Source organism: Heyndrickxia sp. NPDC080065 (assembly GCF_050281185.1).
In the GTDB taxonomy this organism is placed as follows: Bacteria; Bacillota; Bacilli; order Bacillales; family Bacillaceae_C; genus Heyndrickxia.
The window spans coordinates 39,825-58,923 of record NZ_JBNNWS010000004.1 but is presented as its reverse complement, the minus strand read 5'-3'; the positions used below and the strand labels follow the sequence as shown (position 1 = coordinate 58,923).

Annotated in this window: 18 protein-coding genes; 10 read left to right on the top strand and 8 right to left on the bottom strand. The window is 33.5% G+C overall.

The genetic code is table 11. From position 1 onward, the window contains the following. Nucleotides 1-110: 110 nt before the first annotated feature. Entirely contained in the window at nucleotides 111-1,328 is a 1,218-nt protein-coding gene (locus ACQKP0_RS05305) for an RtcB family protein (protein WP_427405013.1), read from the bottom strand. Nucleotides 1,329-1,554: 226 nt separating this feature from the next. On the opposite strand from ACQKP0_RS05305, the gene ACQKP0_RS05300 reads away from it, so the two are divergent. Both ACQKP0_RS05300 and ACQKP0_RS05295 read left to right on the top strand, forming a co-directional pair. Further along, complete coding sequence (locus ACQKP0_RS05300) at nucleotides 1,555-3,303, top strand: ABC transporter transmembrane domain-containing protein (RefSeq protein WP_427404781.1); 1,749 nt, start codon at nucleotides 1,555-1,557, stop codon at nucleotides 3,301-3,303. 6 nt (nucleotides 3,304-3,309) lie between these two features. Next, on the top strand, nucleotides 3,310-5,094 hold the full coding sequence (locus ACQKP0_RS05295; protein ID WP_427404780.1) for an ABC transporter ATP-binding protein: 1,785 nt from the start codon (nucleotides 3,310-3,312) through the stop codon (nucleotides 5,092-5,094). 305 nt (nucleotides 5,095-5,399) lie between these two features. Here the strand turns inward: ACQKP0_RS05295 and ACQKP0_RS05290 are convergent, their stop codons facing one another. Beyond that, nucleotides 5,400-5,594: a Spo0E family sporulation regulatory protein-aspartic acid phosphatase gene (locus ACQKP0_RS05290; RefSeq protein WP_427404779.1), complete on the bottom strand. Its 195-nt coding sequence runs from the start codon at nucleotides 5,592-5,594 to the stop codon at nucleotides 5,400-5,402. 411 nt (nucleotides 5,595-6,005) lie between these two features. Here ACQKP0_RS05290 and ACQKP0_RS05285 point away from each other — a divergent pair, with 411 nt between their 5' ends. The 3 genes from ACQKP0_RS05285 to ACQKP0_RS05275 all read left to right on the top strand — a co-directional run bounded on the left by ACQKP0_RS05285 (nucleotide 6,006) and on the right by ACQKP0_RS05275 (nucleotide 7,946). After that, entirely contained in the window at nucleotides 6,006-6,719 is a 714-nt protein-coding gene (locus ACQKP0_RS05285) for a cytochrome c biogenesis CcdA family protein (protein ID WP_427404778.1), read from the top strand. A 135-nt stretch (nucleotides 6,720-6,854) separates the two neighbouring features. Then, nucleotides 6,855-7,214, top strand: coding sequence for a response regulator (locus tag ACQKP0_RS05280; RefSeq protein WP_427404777.1), 360 nt, complete (start codon nucleotides 6,855-6,857; stop codon nucleotides 7,212-7,214). Between the two features lie 243 nt (nucleotides 7,215-7,457). Further along, on the top strand, nucleotides 7,458-7,946 hold the full coding sequence (locus ACQKP0_RS05275; protein ID WP_427404776.1) for a CcdC family protein: 489 nt from the start codon (nucleotides 7,458-7,460) through the stop codon (nucleotides 7,944-7,946). Nucleotides 7,947-8,016: 70 nt separating this feature from the next. Here the strand turns inward: ACQKP0_RS05275 and ACQKP0_RS05270 are convergent, their stop codons facing one another. Next, nucleotides 8,017-8,604 (bottom strand): hypothetical protein, encoded by a 588-nt coding sequence (locus ACQKP0_RS05270; RefSeq protein ID WP_427404775.1) that lies wholly within the window; start codon nucleotides 8,602-8,604, stop codon nucleotides 8,017-8,019. 163 nt (nucleotides 8,605-8,767) lie between these two features. Next, nucleotides 8,768-9,193: a DUF2621 domain-containing protein gene (locus ACQKP0_RS05265; RefSeq protein ID WP_427404774.1), complete on the bottom strand. Its 426-nt coding sequence runs from the start codon at nucleotides 9,191-9,193 to the stop codon at nucleotides 8,768-8,770. Between the two features lie 213 nt (nucleotides 9,194-9,406). Between ACQKP0_RS05265 and ACQKP0_RS05260 the strand changes: the two genes are divergently transcribed. From ACQKP0_RS05260 to ACQKP0_RS05240, 5 genes are all read left to right on the top strand, one after another. Continuing rightward, nucleotides 9,407-10,552, top strand: a complete 1,146-nt coding sequence (locus ACQKP0_RS05260; protein WP_427404773.1) for an exonuclease SbcCD subunit D — start codon at nucleotides 9,407-9,409, stop codon at nucleotides 10,550-10,552. Next, entirely contained in the window at nucleotides 10,549-13,683 is a 3,135-nt protein-coding gene (locus ACQKP0_RS05255; protein ID WP_427404772.1) for an AAA family ATPase, read from the top strand. Before ACQKP0_RS05260 ends, ACQKP0_RS05255 begins: the two co-directional genes overlap by 4 nt. Before the next feature lie 185 nt (nucleotides 13,684-13,868). Beyond that, nucleotides 13,869-14,153, top strand: a complete 285-nt coding sequence (locus ACQKP0_RS05250; RefSeq protein ID WP_427404771.1) for a hypothetical protein — start codon at nucleotides 13,869-13,871, stop codon at nucleotides 14,151-14,153. Between the two features lie 13 nt (nucleotides 14,154-14,166). Beyond that, nucleotides 14,167-15,003 (top strand): type II pantothenate kinase, encoded by an 837-nt coding sequence (coaW, locus tag ACQKP0_RS05245; RefSeq protein WP_427404770.1) that lies wholly within the window; start codon nucleotides 14,167-14,169, stop codon nucleotides 15,001-15,003. 64 nt (nucleotides 15,004-15,067) lie between these two features. After that, nucleotides 15,068-15,262 (top strand): hypothetical protein, encoded by a 195-nt coding sequence (locus tag ACQKP0_RS05240; protein WP_427404769.1) that lies wholly within the window; start codon nucleotides 15,068-15,070, stop codon nucleotides 15,260-15,262. Between the two features lie 44 nt (nucleotides 15,263-15,306). Here the strand turns inward: ACQKP0_RS05240 and ACQKP0_RS05235 are convergent, their stop codons facing one another. The 4 genes from ACQKP0_RS05235 to kynA form a co-directional block, all read right to left on the bottom strand. After that, complete coding sequence (locus ACQKP0_RS05235) at nucleotides 15,307-16,215, bottom strand: ABC transporter permease subunit (protein ID WP_427404768.1); 909 nt, start codon at nucleotides 16,213-16,215, stop codon at nucleotides 15,307-15,309. Next, nucleotides 16,212-17,165, bottom strand: coding sequence for an ABC transporter permease subunit (locus ACQKP0_RS05230; protein ID WP_427404767.1), 954 nt, complete (start codon nucleotides 17,163-17,165; stop codon nucleotides 16,212-16,214). The genes ACQKP0_RS05235 and ACQKP0_RS05230 overlap by 4 nt, the downstream gene beginning before the upstream one ends. Before the next feature lie 310 nt (nucleotides 17,166-17,475). Further along, the gene (locus ACQKP0_RS05225) at nucleotides 17,476-18,192 is read right to left on the bottom strand and encodes a class I SAM-dependent methyltransferase (protein ID WP_427404766.1); all 717 of its coding nucleotides are present in this window, start codon (nucleotides 18,190-18,192) and stop codon (nucleotides 17,476-17,478) included. Between the two features lie 78 nt (nucleotides 18,193-18,270). After that, complete coding sequence (kynA, locus tag ACQKP0_RS05220; RefSeq protein WP_427404765.1) at nucleotides 18,271-19,092, bottom strand: tryptophan 2,3-dioxygenase; 822 nt, start codon at nucleotides 19,090-19,092, stop codon at nucleotides 18,271-18,273. Nucleotides 19,093-19,099 lie beyond the last annotated feature (7 nt).

Here is a 19,099-nt window from a genome sequence, read left to right as displayed (position 1 = left end):
TAGCAAAAAGCTATAAATAAAACTAGAAGAATGAAAACTTGTTTGACTATTTCCTTTGTTGTCATTTCCATCCCTCTTTTCTATTTTTTCACCCTCTCATCTATCTACAATTATTTTTTCTTTTTCATCCATATCTTTTGTTCTTCCGCTGCTTTAAAATTATAGACAGGCTTTATAATTTTTACTATTTCAACTGTATCACCAATATTATCTAAAATATCTTCCATTCTTTTATATGCCATTGGTGCTTCATCAATCGTTTCTGTACTTACAGAAGTAGTCCAAACATCCTTCATTGTATCTTTATACTCACTTAATATAAGCTGTTTACGTGCCATTGATCTACTCAAAACTCGACCTGCTCCATGAGGTGCAGAATAGTTCCAATCTGGATTTCCTTTACCTACAGCAATAATACTTCCATCTCTCATGTTTATAGGTATAATTAAGCGTTCTCCCTTCTGTGCAGAAACAGCACCTTTTCTAAGTATCATATTATCTGTATCGATATAGTTATGAATGGTATCAAATTCATCTTTTTTATTTAAATTCATGCGGTTGATAATGATATTAGCAATCTCTTGACGATTATTAACTGCATATTTTTGAGCTAATTTCATGTCGTGTATATAATCATCAAAAGAATCACCTTCTAAATATGCTAAATCCTTTTTAATTTTTGGAAAGCTCTCATTTAGCTTTTTAATTGAACTTTCAATTTCTTTATGTTTTCCTTCTGATTTCAATTGTTCAATGATTTGAGTTACATCTATTTTTCTTAATTCTCTATATGCAACTTTTTGATAATGATTAGCTATAGTCGATCCTATATAACGACTACCTGTATGAATTGATAAATAAAGATAACCATCTTCATCTCTTGATATTTCTATATAGTGATTTCCTCCACCTAATGTCCCTAAGCTTTTATTAAATTTAGCTTCACTTAAGATACTTCTGGTTTTAAATTCATCTAAGTAATCTGCATCAATATTTCTTAACTCTTCATGTATGTTTTGTCCACTTGGAACATGCTCACGAATCACCTTATCTAACTTAGAGAAATCAATATCCTTTTCTTCTAATTGTATCGTCAGAACTCCGCAGCCAACATCTACTCCAACTAAATTTGGAACTACTTTATCTTTTATTTTTATGGTTGTACCTATTGTACAGCCTTTGCCAGCATGTACATCTGGCATTACTCTGATAGTCGTATCCTTTAGAAACTCTTGATCACATAATTCTTGAATTTGTTGTATTGCAGTTTCATCTACAACATCAGTGAATATCTTAGCATCTGTAAATTTTCCATTAATGGATTTCATCATTCTCTCCTCCTATCTAAAATTATACTTAAAGAACTGAAATATTTTAACAAAATTATTTAAATTATTTGAAACAAAAAGGCGTTGAAAGTCTACAAGTGTATAATGTTAATGGGTTAGTAAGGGAGAAATTCTTCTCCCTTACATTATTAATCTTTTTTATTCTCGAAACATTTGGTAAAATTAGAAAGCTTGATGTAAAAAAGATAGACAACGGGGGATGTAAATGAGGGTTTTTATAGATTTAATGTGGTTTTTTAAACAGGAGAAAAAAGCATACATAACTGGAATATTTATATTAGCAGTCGTTGCGTTTTTGCAGCTTGTACCGCCAAAGATCGTTGGAATTATTGTGGACATGATTAAAGAAAATCAATTAACATCTGGATTATTATTGAAATGGATGATCTTTCTAATCGGTACGGCAGTAGCGATGTACATATTGCGATATTACTGGAGAATTATGATCTTTGGATCTTCTTTGAAACTGGCACGTATTCTACGAAATCGTTTATTTAGCCATTTCACACGGATGTCTTCATCATTTTATCAACAAAAGAGGGTAGGGGATCTAATGGCCCATGCTACAAACGATTTGCAAGCAATCCAAGGTACGGCTGGTTCTGGAGTTCTGACGTTTGTAGATTCTATAATGACAGGCGGATTTGTTGTTATCGCGATGGCAGCAACTATAAGTTGGAAGCTAACCATTATTGCATTGCTGCCAATGCCGATAATGGCAATCTTAACTAATTTTTATGGTTCATTGCTTCATAAAAGATTTCACAAGGCACAGGAAGCCTTTTCATCTTTAAACGATAAAACCCAAGAAAGTATTTCTGGAATAAAAGTGATTAAAACATTTGGTCAGGAAAAGGAAGACATTGAATCTTTCCGGGTTCAATCCGAAGATGTAGTACAAAAAAATATATCTGTTGCAAAAATCGATTCGCTCTTTGATCCAACTATTTCCATTATTATTGGTCTATCATTCTTTTTATCTATCGTTTTTGGCTCTAAGTATGTCCTCTCAGGAGATTTAACTATTGGGGAATTAATATCATTTACCACCTATTTAGGTCTACTCATTTGGCCGATGCTGGCATTTGGAAGCCTTTTTAATATTATGGAGCGGGGAAGAGCGTCCTATGGACGTGTGAGTAAATTATTAGCCGAACAAGTAGAAATACATGATAAGGATGATGCATTAGACAATGTACCAACGGGGGATATTGAATATAAGGTAGAAGCATTTTATTATCCAAATGAAACAAAAGCAGTGCTAAATAATATTCATTTTCAGCTTAAACAGGGGCAAACTCTTGGAATTGTGGGCAAAACTGGGGCTGGAAAAACAACGCTTATTAAATTGCTGCTTCGAGAATTTGATGGAGTAAAAGGGGAAATCCGTTTTGGGAATCACTTAATTGATGACTATCAAATTGAGAGATTACGAGCAGCAATCGGTTATGTTCCCCAAGATCATTTTCTTTTTTCTTCAACGGTTGGTGCAAACATTGCCTTTATAGATCCGATGATTGATCAGAAATACATAGAAAAAGCAGCAAAAACAGCTCATATTCATGATGATATTCTTCAATTTACCGAAGGATACCATACCGTAGTGGGTGAAAAGGGAGTCTCCTTATCTGGTGGGCAAAAGCAAAGAATTTCGATTGCTAGAGCTTTGGTGATGGATCCCGAAGTGTTGATTCTTGATGATTCTTTATCAGCTGTAGATGCCAAAACCGAAGAAGCGATCCTTTCTGCTCTTAGGGAAGAACGAACTGGAAAAACGACAATTATTACAGCACATAGACTAAGTGCTATTAAACATGCGGATTTAATTCTAGTATTGGATGAAGGTCGTGTAATTGAACATGGTACACATGAAGCGCTTATGAATAATGAGGGCTGGTATAAGTCGATGTATCTCAGTCAACAACTGGAGGAGCTTGTCGAGCATGGGGGATAAACAAAAATGGAAAAAAAGATGACAATGACTGGTAAAGAACAAAGAAAAATCTTATTTAGATTAATGTCATATACGAAACCACATTTGAAAATGATAGTGTTTGCATTTTTTTTACTATTGATAGCTACTATAGGGGATATTTATGGTCCGATCCTTGTTAAGGTGTTTATTGATGATTATTTAACACCAAGGCATTTTCCGTATCAACCGTTAGTAAATCTTGCTTTACTTTATATTTTTATTCAAATTTTTAAAGCGATTGTTTCCTATTATCAATTATTTAAATTTCAGGAAATAGCTGTGAAGATTATACAGCAATTAAGAATTGATGTTTTTTCGAAAGTTCAAGGATTAGGGATGAGATATTTTGACAAAACACCAGCAGGCAGTATTGTTTCGAGAGTAACCAATGATACTGAAGCTATTAATGATATGTTTGTATACGTACTGGTTACATTTATTCAAGGAACATTTTTAATCATCGGGATCTTTATAGCTATGTTCGTTTTAAATGTAAAATTAGCAGTCTTTTGTCTATTCATCTTGCCGCTAATAATTTTTATCATGGGATTGTACCGAAAGTATAGTTCTGCCTTCTACCAGGACTTAAGAGAGCGTCTCAGCCAGCTTAATGCTAAATTAAATGAAACATTACAAGGGATGTCGATCGTCCAAATCTTTCGTCAGGAAAAACGTTTTCGAAAAGAATTCGCAGAGATTAATGAAAAGCATTTCATGGCTGGGATGAAGAATATCAAAATCGATGGTTTATTATTACGTCCAGCGATAGATTTAGTTTATGTGTTTGCATTAATTATTGTATTAAGCTATTTCGGGATATCTTCCTTTCATAATGTAATTGAAATCGGAGTGCTCTACGCTTTTGTTAACTATTTAGACCGTTTCTTTGAACCGGTTAATCAAATGATGTTTCGCTTATCGATGTTTCAACAAGCTATCGTAGCCGCTTCTAGAATTTTTAACATTATTGATGAAAAAGAAATTTCTCCTGTGCAACAAGAAGAAAATGATGTAAAAATTACATCTGGAGAGATTGAGTTTCGAAATGTCAGCTTCTCCTACGATGGAGAGCGGGATGTTTTAAAAAATATATCTTTTACAGCATTTCCAGGTCAGACGGTTGCACTTGTCGGTCACACTGGAAGTGGTAAAAGTTCGACCATTAATTTAATGATGCGCTTTTATGAATTCGAACGCGGTGATATCTTAATTGATGGCAGGTCAATAAAAACATATCCAATCAATGAATTAAGATCAAAATTAGGGTTAGTTTTACAGGATCCGTTTTTATTTTATGGCACCATTAAAGATAACATTCGTTTGCATAATACGAATCTGACAGATCAACAAATCGAAGATGCAGCAGCCTTTGTCCAGGCTCATCCTTTTATTGAAAAGCTTGCTGACCGATACGATCATAAAGTAGTAGAAAGAGGTTCAACTTTTTCAAGCGGTCAGCGTCAGCTAATTGCTTTTGCCAGGACGATTGCCACAGATCCGAAGATTTTAGTATTAGATGAAGCAACTGCTAATATCGATACTGAAACAGAGGAGGCAATACAAAAGGCGCTTGAGAAAATGAGAAAAGGGAGAACAACCATTGCAATTGCTCATCGACTATCAACTATTCAAGATGCAGATTTAATACTGGTTCTTCACCAAGGAGAAGTGGTAGAAAGAGGAACTCATCAAGAATTAATCGCTAAAAACGGTCTATACCATAAAATGTTTTTATTACAAAATGGATTAAAAGAATCGGTTAACATTTGAAAAGGCTCTTTTCTAATACTTTGTTGCTATTTGTAACAAAGTAAAAATCGGCAGTAGGATTTTTACGGTTATTTTTGCACCTATACCAAAAGTATGGGATGAAGAAAAGAGCACGAAAGCAATTTAATTAAGTATCGGAGCTGTTTACGAAAAGCAACAATCGTTACGAAAACAGCCTTTGATAAATAGCTATGGCTAAGAATATTGTTACAATAAAAGAAAAAAACGAGTATTTGCGATACTCGTTTTTTCTTATACTGCATTAATTTGGTAATATATATTTATACAAAAAGAAATTTCACTTTTCATGACATAATTACAGATTTAGGGTATTTTTGTTTATTGCTCTTCATATCTATTCGAATATATTGATTTAATAGACGGTCTAATTCCTGACTATATTGAATGGCCAATGAAGAGCTAAGTCCTTCCTTTTTGACAATCTCTATTAAATCAGCCCGCTTTTTTTCAATTTGTTTTGAAAGCTGTTCATTTCTCACGGATGATTTCCTTTCATATATTTATTTAATAGTGCTCTTGCCATAAGCTTTGTTTTTTTAATAAAGAATAAACTATTTGGATTTTTACTGATCTAATTTAGTACTCAATTTGAAAGAAGCTTTTTATATAGGGAAAAGAGTCTCAAAAATTAGTTCTATACTGAGAATCTATCCAGAATAAACTATAATATAAGTATAACCAATCTTTTACACTTTTTCAAAAGTTATCTCTTTATTTCCATAAAAATTAAAAATTTCTAGCTAAGAAAGCTGCCAAATCATTTCTTATATCTTTCATTAAGCAAAAGTTAAACAAATAAAATATGCCACAAAAACTTCACATAATATTTGCTCATGTAAATGAAGATTCTTTGGTAAAATGGATAAAAATAGATCAGGAGTTGTTTATGAATGGGTGAAGTTGATTTAAATTTATTTCTAGCACTCGGTGCGGGATTTCTAAGTTTTATTTCCCCTTGTTGCTTACCGCTTTATCCGGCATTTATTTCTTATATTACCGGGATGTCTGTTAATGAATTAAAAAATGAAAATGCGATGCTTCAGAAGAGAAGTCTCATACATACATTATGTTTTATTATTGGATTTTCTGTTGTATTTATTATGCTTGGTTTCGGTACATCCTTTATAGGTAACTTTTTTAAAAACTACCAGGATTTAATTAGGCAGATTGGCGCTATTATTATTGTAGCGTTTGGGTTTATCATTGTTGGTTTCTTGAAACCTGAATTTTTAATGAAAGAGCACCGCTTTCAATTTAAAAATCGGCCGACAGGTTACTTTGGTTCTGTATTGATCGGACTCGCATTTGCAGCTGGATGGACACCATGTACAGGTCCAATATTAGGTGCAGTAATATCGTTAGGTACATCTAATCCAGGCTCTGCAGTCCCATATATGATTGCTTATGTATTAGGGTTCGCGATTCCATTTTTTGTACTATCATTTTTCATCGGAAAGCTTCAATGGATTCGCAAACACAGTGCTAGAATTGTGAAAATAGGTGGATACATCATGATTGTTATGGGGATCTTTCTATTTTTTAACTGGATGACAATGTTAACGAGCTATATGTCCGCGCTTTTCGGTGGATTCCGAGGCTTTTAATCGTTCATCCTTTACTCGAAATTATTGCTAGAATGAATTGCGTAGTTTTGAAAATATTTGGTATATTTATTATATACGTTCTTATAACCACAGAAGTATGACTAGGTAACGGATGGGACCTGAGGGGGAATATGTTTGGCTAAAGTTTTAGTAGTAGATGATGCTAAATTTATGAGAATGACATTAACCAAGATGTTAGAGAAAGCAAATCATGAAGTAATTGGAGAAGCGGAAAATGGTCGTGAAGCGGTAGAAAAGTATCGAGAGCTAAATCCCGAAATTGTAACCATGGATATTACTATGCCTGAAATGACAGGTCTCGAAGCTGTAAAACATATAACTAGTGAATTTCCTGATGCCAAAATTATTATATGCTCTTCAATGGGACAGCAAAAAATGGTTATGAGCGGAATAGAAGCAGGTGCGAAAGACTATATTGTGAAACCATTTAATGAAAACCATGTAAATGAAGCAATTGAACGAGTATTGAAGTAGAGCCATTCGGTATTTTCGAATGGTTTTCTTTTCATTCATTTCTAGTACCAGTGCCAATCCCTTATCGTATTTCATAATTTCACCTTAAGAGAAGTCACTGTCTTGAAAGGAAGTACATCGATAAACAAGGAACTTTCCACTTTTCATAAAAGATTTTTGTTTTTATTAAAAATCCGTTATAATATTGTTTGCAATAAAATACTTAAGACTATTTAAACATCAAAGTAAAAGAGGTTGATCACTATGCTCGAAATTATTGTTTCATCCGTTTTAGCATTGTGTATGGGTTTATTGGTTATATTTGTTCGGATGAAAGCATCGCATAAACCAGCATCAGCAAAAAAAATAATATTGCCACCGATATTTATGAGTACTGGAATGTTGATGTTTATCGAACCTTTTTTTCGAGTTAATTTAACTGAGATTTTAGAGGCTGTTTTAGTGGGAATGTTATTTAGTATTGTTTTAGTTAAAACATCAAGATTTGAAATCAGAGAAAATGATATTTTCTTGAAAAGGTCTAAAGCATTTGGCTTTATATTAATTGGTTTACTGCTGATTAGATTAGTTGCAAAGTTAATTTTAAGTGCCGAAATAGATGTTGGCCAGTTGAGTGGAATGTTCTATCTATTAGCCTTCGGAATGATTGTCCCTTGGCGTATTGCAATGTATATTCAATATCGAAAGCTATATAAAGAACTAGAAAACAATATGCAAACAAAAGGGGTTTAGTAGCATATTTTTTCTAGTTAATGAATAATAAAAAGCGAAACTATTGATGGTTTCGCTTTTTGTCTTTCTTCTATTCAGATTCATTCTCTTCTTTTTCGGTAATTATTGATTTTCCACCATACCCTTTAACATAAGCTTCAATCATATTACGAGCATCATATAAGTATTGATTATAATTTATTTCGACTTGGCTTCCATCATGAAGTTTAAAAATAAGTTTTCTAGGCTCTTGATTATCATTTACTTTTACGTATATTTGCTCCATTTCAGATATGTCTTTCCAAAGAATTTCAGTCGTCCCAAGCGAGTTGAGAGGATTAGCATAAAACCCCTTTTCAGTTCCATAGTAATAATTATCAATACTGAGAGTGAGCATTATAGCTGAAATAACAATCAATATTGAAGAAATTATTATGCGGATTTTCAGTTTAATAGCATCGATGGCGAGTAATATTAATAGAATACCTATTAGGATGAATGCTCCAGCAAATATAAAGTATGATGCTGAATCTGAGCTAAAGGCGAAAGCACCTTTCGGTTTGAAAAATGCATCTCTTATAATACTTCCAAGAAACAACGGTAAAACAAATGAAGCCAAAATACAAATAATACCTGATGAGAGAAGGATAGTAAATCTTTGACTTTCATCTCTTTGCATGTGAATACCCCCTTTATCTGTATCTATTGGAAATTATATCATATAAATTACGAACAATATACTGGTAGTTTAGAATTGTTGGAATCTTTCATGCGGTTAAAATAAAAAAACCGCTATTAGCGGTTTTTTAAAAGATTCCAATTATTTATATACGATGTGAATTTTAAAATAGATGTTCATAGGGTGTTGCATCAATTTTCATTTGCTGCAGTTTTTTTCTTAAAAATTTATGATCCCTCTTCGGTGTGGCTAGTATATAGCCTCGAATAACATGTTCTCGATTTATCTTTTCAGCATGATCCTCTATTGCAATTTCACCTATTTTTCCTGCAATTTTTTGTCTAGCAACATCTCTAAATAACTCTGGAACTGGACTTACTAATTCTTCTAAAAGGGCTTTCTGATCGGGTGTCCAAAGATCCCGAGTTTCATTTACGTAATGCTCTTCCCAATCCAAAATTGATTTTCCATCTTCCTTTGGGAGTCTTTTTAAAAACTTCCGAAACATGAAGAAACCGCCAATAGCAAATAAACTAATCAGGACAACTACCCAAAATAATATAAACCATAAAAACCAGCCACCTAGCATAGTCTCACCTCTACTAATACATATCTTTTTCTATTATAGACAATTTGGAAATGGAGTGACAAGAGAAATACTAAAGCTGTTGAAAAATATACTTTTGAATATAAGTTTTAAGAAATTGAAGAAGTTAGATGCCGTTTTATTTCCCCTAAGATTAATCGATGCCATTTTGATATAATAAGAAAAGATAAATATATTGTGCGTGAGGTGATTCTTTTGAAATTTATACATACAGCTGATTGGCACTTAGGAAAGCTAGTGCACGGAATTTATATGACAGAAGAACAGCGAGTAGTTCTTAATCAGTTTGTACAGCTAGTGGAAGAGGAGAAGCCAGATGCGGTCGTGATAGCAGGAGATTTATATGACAGATCTGTTCCTCCTACTGAAGCTGTGAATTTATTAGATGAAATACTATTTAAGATCAATGTAGAGTTAAAAACACCGATTTTAGCAATATCAGGAAATCATGATAGTGCTGAAAGACTATCATTTGGTTCGTCTTGGTATCGACAAAGTCATTTTTATATGCAAGGGAGATTATCAAGGGAGATGACACCCGTACAGCTTGGTGGCGTGAATTTTTATCTTGTTCCATATGCAGAGCCAGGAATTGTTCGTGAATTGCTAGATGATCAATCGATTCACTCACATGAAGATGCGATGAAATCATTAGTCGGTTCAATCGAGAAAACAATTAATCCAAATGAACCAAATGTTTTTATTGGACATGCTTTTGTTATTGGAGGAAAGACAAGCGATTCTGAACGAATCCTTTCCGTAGGAGGGTCCGGATGTGTGTCAATGGACTGCTTTCAACCATTTTCCTATACTGCCTTAGGACATCTACACAGCCCTGATGCAATTAAGCATCAAACGATAAAATATTCCGGGTCATTATTAAAGTACTCTTTCTCTGAAGTGAACCAACGAAAAACGGTTTCAATTGTTAATATTGAGCCAAACGGTGAACTAACAATTGAAGAAAGATCTTTAACTCCTAAACAGGATATGAGAGAAATAACAGGGTATCTTGAAGAATTGTTAGATCCAGCATTTTATTCAAAGCAAAAAACAGATGATTATTTAAAAGTTGTCTTACACGACGAGGGAGCTATTTTAGATCCGATTAATAAGCTGAGACAAGTATATCCAAATATTCTTCATTTAGAAAAGAAGATTGATAGGAAAGATATGAAAGAAAAAACCTCTTTAACAACCATGCAAAAGCAATCAAAAACCGAGCTGGCATTATTTGAAGAATTTTATCATGAGATTACCACTTCTGAATTTAGTCAAGAAAAAAGAGACTTAATGACTAGCATTATTGATCATGTGAAAGGGGAAACTGGAAATCTATGAAACCATTAAAATTAATGATGCAGGCATTTGGTCCATATGCAGAAAAGGAGGTAATTGATTTTACTTCACTCGGTAATCGGACAATGTTTGTTATTTCAGGGAAAACCGGGTCTGGAAAAACAACTATTTTTGATGGAATTAGTTTTGCTATATATGGAAAAGCCAGTGGAGAAGATCGGAATGGGAGTGATCTCCGTAGTCAATTTGCCAATGATGAAGTTTTGACGGAGGTTTCCTTATTATTTTCACTCAAAAATAAAACCTATTATATTTGGCGCTCGCCACAGCAAGAAAAACGTAAAGCACGTGGTGATGGATATACTACAGTTGGAGCAAAGGCAGAACTTTATATACTAGATGAAGATGGAAATAAGCAAATCATCGCTTCCAATGTGCGTGAAGCAGATGAGAAAATCAAGGAGATTATTCAATTAGATGCCAATCAATTTCGCCAAATTTTAATGATTCCACAAGGAGAATTTCGTAAACTTTTAACCTCAGACAGTAAGGATAAAGAAGTGATCTTACAAAGATTATTTCATACGGAACTATATAAACGAATTGAAGAGCATTTAAAAGAAGAAGCAACTTCATTAAAACAATACGTAGAATCAAAGATTGACGAACGATCACTTGCGCTGAAATCCATTCATTATAACGATAATGAGGAATTGAAGGAAGCCATTCAGGAAGAAATCATCAATGATGTAAAAGCAATTACATTATTGTCTGATGAAGTGTTACGTATGAAAAAGAATGCGATGGAACTTCAAACAAAAATCGAACAAACAAAGAAAAATAGAGATGAAGCGAAAAGAAAGTTCGATGAGGCGGAAGCACTTTTAGTTCAATTTGAAAAAAAAGAAAAGTTGAAAATACAGAAAGAAGATCTTTTGTCCCAAAAAGAATTCTTCGACCAAATGAAAAAGGAAATTGATGACGCCTACAAAGCTTCTAGACTCGAACAACAGGATCTTCTTTGTCATCGCTTAAAGAAAGAATATGATTCATATTATCAGGATTTTTTAAAATCTACGGAACAACTGAAGGCTGTTAATTCAGCATTAGAAATAGCAGAGAAAAGATTATTAGAAGAAGAGGATAAAGCAAGCGAACGGGAACGATTAGCTGCAGAATATCTCAAACTTACCAACTTGAAAGAAGAAGTATATTCATTTTCTGAACGCCAACAAGAGCTTCAAAAGCTTGAAAGAGAGTTAAAAACGATCGAATCAAAAATTGATTTTTCGAAACAGAATATCAAAACGATGGAAGATAAACTATCTACGAAAAGAATCGAACAGAAGATGCTGGAGGAATTAAGAGTAAATTCTCTAGAAAATGAAAAAGAGCTGGATATTATTTCGAATCATATCCAAAAATTAAGCAGACTTGAAGCTCTTTTACAAAAAGAGAAAGTATCCGGAAAAATATTGATCGATAAAACAAATGAATATGAGAATATGAAAATGAGATTAAAGGATGCTAAGGCAACTCTTTACTCGTTAGAGTACAGTTGGCAAAAAGGCCAAGCTTCTCTTTTAGCGCAAAGTCTTGAACCTGATACTCCTTGCCCAGTCTGTGGTTCAACTCATCATCCTCATTTATCCAGTAATCACGAGGACATCCCAACAGAAAGTGATCTTAAGAGTGCAAGAACTGCAGTGGAACAGTTGGAAGGAGAGAGAATTACATCTGAAACAAGCTGGCTAGAAATAAAATCAAGTCAATCACATATAAAGGAAGCAATTGAAGAGAATAGGCTCGAGCTTTTATCATCTATCCCAAATTTAACACTTCAAACAGTTTCTGAAACATTACAGTTATTTCAAGAAAAACAGCGCTTGAAAAATAAAATGATTAATGAACAAAAGATAAAAATTAAACAATTATTGCAAACCGGAAATGAAATTAATGATCTAGAAGAGAAGATTGATATAGAAAGAAAAACAATTGAAACATTATTACTTAATGAAAAAGATATAAGTCAAATTTATACAGAGAAGAAAACTGCTATACAAAGCTCATTAAAAAATATTCCTGAAGATATTAAGAGGAAGGAAGACTACGATAAAAAAGTTAATCTCTTAATAACACAAAAGGAACAGATGATCCAAGCCTTTGAAACTGCCAAAAATCAAGTTCATCAACAGAAAGAACAATTATCAGGTGCTCGTGCAACCAATGAACAGCTTAAGGACTTATTAGAAAAATCAGACCAGTCATTAAAAGAAGAACGCGAAATATTTTTAAAAATGTTGAATGAAGAAGGCTTTAGTGGATATAAGCAATTCGTATTGGCGAAAAGGGAGCGTGAATCGATTAAACAGCTTGAACAACGGGTGCAAACATACCGTGAAGACTACCGCTCTGTTTCAGATCGTTTACTAGAAATGGTCGAACGTCTTGAGAATGTCGAAAAACCAAATATAGAAAGTCTCCATAATCGATTTATAGACTTTGAAAATCTCCATACCAAGCTTACTAGTGAGCATACAAATATACTTTTGAATATTCATCATAACGAAGAAATTAACAATAAAGTCATAATGATAAATAATTCAATTAAGGAGGCTGAGGAGCAATATAAATTAATTGGTCATCTATCAAATGTTGCCAGAGGTCAAAACACCTATAGAATAACCTTTGAACGATATGTTCTGGCAGCTTTCCTTGATGATATTCTTCGTGTCGCTAATATTCGCTTAACAAGGATGACTAGTGGACGGTATCATTTACTTAGGAAAACGGACAGATCGAAAGGAAATGTTCAAAGTGGTTTGGAGTTATTAATTTTTGATCAGTATACAGGACAAGAGCGCCATGTGAAAACATTATCAGGTGGGGAAAGTTTTAAAGCGGCACTTTCACTTGCATTAGGTCTTGCTGAAGTTGTCCAACAATATGCTGGTGGTGTATCTCTTGAAACAATGTTCATAGATGAAGGTTTTGGAACACTTGATCCAGAGTCATTGGATCAAGCGATTGAAGCATTAATAGATATACAAAATAGTGGAAGACTAGTAGGGATCATTTCACATGTACCTGAATTAAAGGAAAGAATCGATGTCCGTCTTGAAGTATTCGCAAGCCAAAATGGAAGCAGGACAGAGTTCCAGTTTATAAACTAGATTTTGTAAAACAATATTGTTGTGTAAACCATTTAGGGTAAGTGTTCAGCTAGTTTTACTACGTAAAGAAATCGCTTCACACATACCCTACAGGTGGTTAACTATAAACAAAGCCATAAATTAAGAAAAGCAATAAAAGTAATGTTCCGTATTCCCCTACATATATTGTAGGGGGAGGAATTGCTATGATCATTTATTTTAGCTTTGTATCTGCAGCCCTTTTTCTATCTTTAGGTTGGGGATTGTTTCGTATAAGAAGGTTTGAAATTTATAAACGGCCATTACGAGAAGGCGCCTTGATTAATTTGACCATACATTTGATTGGATCGATCTGGTGGATCCGGTCCAATCAACAAATTACATATTATATTGTTCCGGGATTAATTTATTATGTGATATCATTTGTCATCATATATACACTTAACTGGCTCTTGCTTTCCTTAATAAAGCCGAAAAAGCTGAAAAAATAAAGGGGAGCAATTTGTGATATATTTCAACTTTAAGAAAGGGATGGGACGCTTGGTTGATAAATTGGGGATCGATGCTGGTGGCACATTTTTTAAAATAGCTTATGAGGAAAATCAACGTCTTCATACAAAATCATTTTTAACTAAAAAAATGAAAGACGCAATTACTTGGATAAATCTACTTGCTCCAAATGCGAAAAAAAATGTGACTGGAGGAAAAGCAGGAGAAATTCAATCATTATTAAGTGGAGCAACATCTATTTCCGAGTTCGATGCTACAAGTAAAGGGACTTCTTTTTTATTAAATAAAGAACATAATAAAACAATAGAGAGATACTTGATTGTCTCTGTCGGAACAGGAACATCAATATTATTAATTGAAGACAATCAACCATCAAGATTGCTGGGGACTGGGCTAGGCGGCGGCACCTTTTTAGGGCTTGGCGGGATTATTTCAGGTGAAAATGACTATGATAAATTAATAGATATGGCAAATGCTGGTGACAGGTTATCTATTGATTTAGTTGTATCAGATATCTATACTCAAGGACTATCAGCAATAGGTAATGATTTAACAGCAGCGAACTTCGGTAAGGTTACAACCAAGATAAACTATAATAAGCAGGATGCAATGGCAGCTTTAGTCAATATGATTGCGGAGACATTATGTTTGCTAGTATCTAATGCAGCCACACAGCACCAAATTCAAAATGTAGTATATGTAGGTGGTGCACTAGCTAGAAATACCCCCTTAAAACAAGCAATACATAAATATCAGAAAATGCTTGGTTTAGAAACATTATTTTTAACATCTGGTCAGTACGCGGGAGCTATTGGTGCGTTATATTTTTAGGATTCACTTCCAATCATGTTATAATGAGTTCATTAATTGAATACTCGTAACTGGTGGAGGGAAAATGGAAAAAAGCTATTATTTTGCAACAATATTTTTTGGATGGATCATCACTCTTGCAATCGCTGGATTTACAATCGTAGCTTTTAAAATGGGATATGTTGTAACTGGGTTCCTTTTTTTACTTATTACAATTGCTTCTGTTTTTATGAACGTATTGTTTATTAGAAAATGGTTTAGGAGTCAACCACACTTATAATGAAAATCCCCCTTAAGAACAAGAAGGGGGATTTTTTTCATTGATTAGATTCCTACACCTTCAGATTTATTGGTTTTTCTCTGAAAATACCTTTCTAAACCATTTGCAATCAGATGTAAGGAAAACAGAGTAATCGTAATAATTGTTATCCCTGAAATAGGGATCCATGATTGTCCCCAAATATTTCGAATAATACTTGCCAAATGTGTCGGCCAAGCAATTGATGAATTCACTGTATCATACCCGCGATCTAAATTAGTGATAAATTCATGGCTAATAAAAATAGAAAAGACACCTAGTTGGGCGATTAAAAATAATATTCTTCCTAGGTCGTTAAAAAAGTTCGTAAATATATGTGGCTGGAGATGCGGCCATAAATATTTTCTAAACATTGTCATTCGAGTACAGCCGGCAACAATCCCTGACTCAACAAATGGTTTCTCACTAGTAGATTCCATATTTTTTAAGAAAATATCTGCAACTCGTCCTACTTCTATAATCGCAATAAGGAATATCATCCATAATGCATGGAATTTTGAAAACATAATAAACGGAATCCCAACCATCATACCAACAAAGAAGATTGGCGGTAAATAAGAGAACAGCTGATTCCATCCGGATAAAATAGCTCGAATCAATTGAAAATAATATGCTCCTATACCTAATGGAATAGCAAGTGCATATCTTAGTATCGCTATTGAAAATATTATAATCAGTGTTTCATTCGTACCCATTAAAAGAAGACTTAATAGATCAACACCTTGATAATTCGATCCTAAAGGGAAATCCTCTGAAGGTGCAAAAGCAGGTACAATCGGTCTACCATTATCGTCTTGACTAAGCAAATGCTGGGTTAGCTTTGAATCAACAAAAGGTAAGTGCGGTGCAGCAAGTCCTAAAAAGATAATCATACTAAAAAGGATGCTTCCTATAAGTAAAGACCAATTTTTCATGTATTAGCACCTGCCTTTCTGGTGGGACTGACCATAACTTTTACAATATTACTGATCGTATTTGCAAAAAAGATAATCAATGTAAAATAAAAAATGAACCCAACCGTATCGACAGGGAAAAAGACAAATTTCTGTCCAACAGCAAACCCAGCAGTACTAGGAATGCTATCCCAGAAATAATAAGCCGCTCCTCGGAAATCGGTAAGCCTTTCTACGATAAATAAATTAGATAAAACATACAGAATGATTGTGTTCGTATGGCTCAATATTGATGGTAAACTATTTTTAAGAATATGTTTATATAAAATATTAAAGGAACTAATTCCTTTTGATTTAGCCGTTCGGATATAATCATTGCCTTCTTCTTCCTTAATACATGTATATGTAATATTAGCAACATAGAAGAATGGATATATGCTTAAAAAAAGTATACAAATGATAAAGTTATCGATTGAGTCAGAGCCGTATATAGATATATGTGGAATCCAACCGCTTTCATGTAAAGCTAAAATACTAAGTTGTAAAATGATAATGATAAAAAGATCGGGCACTGAAAGAAATAACCATGTTGATCCTTTTCCGATAAATTTTACTTTTTTGTCCTTAGACCAGTAGTCAAAAATTCCTTTTGCAATTCCTGCTAACATAGCAATGATTAATGCAGGAATAATTACCCAGAGACTTTTCTTTATATTTTTTGTAATATGTTCCAGGTTTGTGATATTGTCTCTATAATCACCTAGACCTGGCGTATGACTGATATAGTTAAAGAATTCTTTAATATGCTGGGCATGTTTATCAATTGAATAAACATAGTGAGCATCGATGAAGTTCCCAGCCTCTCCACTCTCGTATTCCACATCACGTGGCAATAACATCAATATGACAAGCAGGGTAAAAGTGATGAACCAAAGCAAGAGTTGAGAAAATACTTTCCTTACTATACGCAAATAGGACCCCCTCCTAAAACAATTTATTTTTATAAAGGAATATTATCCCACCTAATGAGCCCTTTTTCATTATAATTCAATTTGTGACAAAACTCACTAAAATTTTTATTTTCTGTAAGTTAGCGCTAAAAAGAATATGGTATACTATTTAAATCTTCATTATTGATCCTCAATATATATCTAGTCAATGTGGTTTTTGTCTAAATTTCTATTAATCTGACTAATTATGATATTTCCCATTATTTATATTTTTATAAAAATTAATAACGTGTGAAATAATTAATTCACACGTCACTTATCTTTGTAATATTTATCGTGTAGATCTGAATACCCGATAGCCGATTTTTTTTGAAAATTTTGTTGTAATATCTTGATGTTTTAACATAATATCCATCAGTTGTGGATCAATAGAATCTGATAAATTAAACTCTGGTTGATCGATATTTTTTTGTAGATGGGAAAAGATTGTATCAGTCGATAAAATATCCACTTTACGAAAACCCGCTGAATGTAAGGCAGACAGCCATTCTTCCTCTGTATTTAGTTTAGAAATACCATATACTTCAGAAAAGAGCAGTGAATCCGAATGTGTTAGAGGAATCTCTGCGGTCATATCTATATTTATTAAAATGCCTTCTTTTTTTAAAACTCTAAAATACTCCGATAAAGTTTTATTTATATTTGTAAAAGCAATGACCGATTCAGAGATTATCAAATCAAATGAATCATCAGCAAAAGGCAGGTCTTCAACACTACCTCTAAGTACCTTGATGGGCAAGTGGGCATACTTAAATCGCTGTTTCGCTTTTTCTAACATAATTGGATGTGAGTCAAGCACAGTGACATCACATTTGTAAGTTTCTTCAAGATAGGCAGCTGTTTGTCCTGTTCCACAGCCTGCATCTAATATTTTAGTAGATGGATTAATTTTTTCGAACTTCAATATTTGTTTCGTTAACGATAAACCACCTGGATGAGCTCCACCTACCCCGTAATAAGCAAGTGCATCTTGATAAGATAAACCCAAAAAATCCCCTCCTTCAAGTTATACAAAACACTAATATTATATGTTTAGCAGCTTGAAAGAGTTTAAAGGATTAAAAGCTTAAAGCTTTGTGCGGATTTCCCATAATTCAGGGAAAAATCGGTGTTCAAGGACCTTTTTTAAATAGGTTACTCCCGCTGAACCGCCAGTTCCCTTTTTATGACCAATAATCCGTTCGACTGTTTTCATATGTCGAAATCTCCATTGCTGCAGCCAGTCTTCAATATCCACCAGCTTTTCCGCAAGTTGATACAAATCCCAATAATGATCAACATTTTTATAGACTTCTAGCCAGGCAAGCTCGACACTTAAATTCGCAACATACGGTTTGGTAAGATCCCTATTTAGAATTTGTGCGTCAATATACAATCCTTTTTCAGAAAGAGCTTCAATCGCAACATCATATAAGCTTGGTGCTTTGAGTGCTGAATCAAGCTGTTTGTATAAATTTTCATCCTTTTTATAGATTTCTAGTATATGGCGGGTTTTGTAGCCGAGTGCAAATTCGATTAAACGATACTGATAGGATTGAAAACCAGATGCTTGCCCTAGTTTATCACGGAATTCTATATATTCTGAAGGTGTTAAAGTAGATAGAACATCCCATGCTTGAATAATTTGAGTTTGGATTTTAGATACCCTTGCAAGCATTTTAAAGGCAGTTGCTAGGTTTCCATTTTTTATGGAATCAATAGCAGCTGTAAGCTCATGTAAAATTAACTTCATCCATAGTTCACTAACATGATGGATGATAATAAACAGCATTTCGTCATGATGATTAGACAAACTTTTTTGACTTGCTAATAGTGAATCTAATTGTAAATATTCACCATAAGTCATTCGGTTAATAAAATCTGTATATATTTCATTTTCTTTAGACATATGATTC

Excerpts from the sequence above, each read along its gene's own strand:
- kynA (WP_427404765.1), bottom strand. The coding sequence starts at position 19,092 with ATGTCTAAAGAAAATGAAATATATACAGATTTTATTAACCGAATGACT.
- ACQKP0_RS05265 (WP_427404774.1), bottom strand. The coding sequence starts at position 9,193 with ATGCTAGGTGGCTGGTTTTTATGGTTTATATTATTTTGGGTAGTTGTC.
- ACQKP0_RS05235 (WP_427404768.1), bottom strand. The coding sequence starts at position 16,215 with ATGAAAAATTGGTCTTTACTTATAGGAAGCATCCTTTTTAGTATGATT.
- ACQKP0_RS05270 (WP_427404775.1), bottom strand. The coding sequence starts at position 8,604 with ATGCAAAGAGATGAAAGTCAAAGATTTACTATCCTTCTCTCATCAGGT.
- ACQKP0_RS05295 (WP_427404780.1), top strand. The coding sequence starts at position 3,310 with ATGGAAAAAAAGATGACAATGACTGGTAAAGAACAAAGAAAAATCTTA.
- ACQKP0_RS05255 (WP_427404772.1), top strand. The coding sequence starts at position 10,549 with ATGAAACCATTAAAATTAATGATGCAGGCATTTGGTCCATATGCAGAA.
- ACQKP0_RS05250 (WP_427404771.1), top strand. The coding sequence starts at position 13,869 with ATGATCATTTATTTTAGCTTTGTATCTGCAGCCCTTTTTCTATCTTTA.
- ACQKP0_RS05240 (WP_427404769.1), top strand. The coding sequence starts at position 15,068 with ATGGAAAAAAGCTATTATTTTGCAACAATATTTTTTGGATGGATCATC.
- ACQKP0_RS05300 (WP_427404781.1), top strand. The coding sequence starts at position 1,555 with ATGAGGGTTTTTATAGATTTAATGTGGTTTTTTAAACAGGAGAAAAAA.
- ACQKP0_RS05275 (WP_427404776.1), top strand. The coding sequence starts at position 7,458 with ATGCTCGAAATTATTGTTTCATCCGTTTTAGCATTGTGTATGGGTTTA.
- ACQKP0_RS05305 (WP_427405013.1), bottom strand. The coding sequence starts at position 1,328 with ATGAAATCCATTAATGGAAAATTTACAGATGCTAAGATATTCACTGAT.
- ACQKP0_RS05285 (WP_427404778.1), top strand. The coding sequence starts at position 6,006 with ATGGGTGAAGTTGATTTAAATTTATTTCTAGCACTCGGTGCGGGATTT.